Origin of the sequence: Apilactobacillus waqarii, from assembly GCF_019061205.1 — a bacterium.
Lineage (GTDB): Bacteria > Bacillota > Bacilli > Lactobacillales > Lactobacillaceae > Apilactobacillus > Apilactobacillus waqarii.
In genome coordinates, this window is the sequence record NZ_JAHQYH010000018.1 from 1 (window position 1) to 1,746 (window position 1,746).

Annotated in this window: 1 rRNA gene; it reads left to right on the forward strand. The window is 48.6% G+C overall.

Annotated features, from left to right (window positions below):
- The first annotated feature begins 144 nt into the window (after positions 1-144).
- Positions 145-1,718, forward strand: a 16S ribosomal RNA gene (locus KTJ72_RS06980).
- The last annotated feature ends 28 nt before the right edge of the window (positions 1,719-1,746 follow it).

Sequence of the window (1,746 nt, forward strand, 5' to 3'; positions counted from 1 at the left end):
GGTAGATCTTTGAAAACTGAACAAGATTGATAATCGATGATGTGTAAGGAACTTACAACTTGGTTGTAAGAATTAAACATTGCGAAGTCAATTCGCTTATAAAATAACAATTTATTCAGAAGAGCTAAGTTAAGCTTTTCATCTTAAGATGAGAGTTTGATCCTGGCTCAGGACGAACGCTGGCGGCGTGCCTAATACATGCAAGTCGAACGAGCTCTCCCAAATTGATTTTATGCTTGCATAAATGATTTTTGGATTCGGAGCGAGTGGCGAACTGGTGAGTAACACGTGGGTAACCTGCCCCGAAGCGGGGGATAACATTTGGAAACAAGTGCTAATACCGCATAATTAGTTGGAACCGCATGGTTCCAACTTGAAAGATGGCTCTGCTATCACTTTGGGATGGACCCGCGCCGTATTAGTTAGTTGGTGAGATAAAAGCCCACCAAGACGATGATACGTAGCCGACCTGAGAGGGTAATCGGCCACATTGGGACTGAGACACGGCCCAGACTCCTACGGGAGGCAGCAGTAGGGAATCTTCCACAATGGACGAAAGTCTGATGGAGCAACGCCGCGTGAGTGATGAAGGTTTTCGGATCGTAAAACTCTGTTGTTAAAGAAGAACAAGTGTTAGAGTAACTGTTAACACTTTGACGGTATTTAACCAGAAAGCCACGGCTAACTACGTGCCAGCAGCCGCGGTAATACGTAGGTGGCAAGCGTTGTCCGGATTTATTGGGCGTAAAGCGAGCGCAGGCGGTTTTGTAAGTCTGCTGTGAAAGCCCTCAGCTCAACTGAGGAAGTGCAGTGGAAACTACAAAACTTGAGTACAGAAGAGGAAAGTGGAACTCCATGTGTAGCGGTGAAATGCGTAGATATATGGAAGAACACCAGTGGCGAAGGCGGCTTTCTGGTCTGTTACTGACGCTGAGGCTCGAAAGCATGGGTAGCGAACAGGATTAGATACCCTGGTAGTCCATGCCGTAAACGATGAATACTAGGTGTTGGAGGGTTTCCGCCCTTCAGTGCCGCAGCTAACGCATTAAGTATTCCGCCTGGGGAGTACGACCGCAAGGTTGAAACTCAAAGGAATTGACGGGGGCCCGCACAAGTGGTGGAGCATGTGGTTTAATTCGATGCTACGCGAAGAACCTTACCAGCTCTTGACATCTTCTGCCAACCCAAGAGATTGGGCGTTCCCTTCGGGGACAGAATGACAGGTGGTGCATGGTTGTCGTCAGCTCGTGTCGTGAGATGTTGGGTTAAGTCCCGCAACGAGCGCAACCCTTATTATTAGTTGCCAGCATTTAGTTGGGCACTCTAGTGAGACTGCCGGTGATAAACCGGAGGAAGGTGGGGACGACGTCAAATCATCATGCCCCTTATGAGCTGGGCTACACACGTGCTACAATGGATGGTACAACGAGTCGCGAAACCGCGAGGTCAAGCTAATCTCTTAAAGCCATTCTCAGTTCGGATTGCAGGCTGCAACTCGCCTGCATGAAGTTGGAATCACTAGTAATCGTGGATCAGCATGCCACGGTGAATACGTTCCCGGGCCTTGTACACACCGCCCGTCACACCATGAGAGTTTGTAACACCCAAAGACGATGGGGTAACCTTTTAGGAGCTAGTCGTCTAAGGTGGGACAGATGATTAGGGTGAAGTCGTAACAAGGTAGCCGTAGGAGAACCTGCGGCTGGATCACCTCCTTTCTAAGGAAATTTCGGAAACTTACATTAG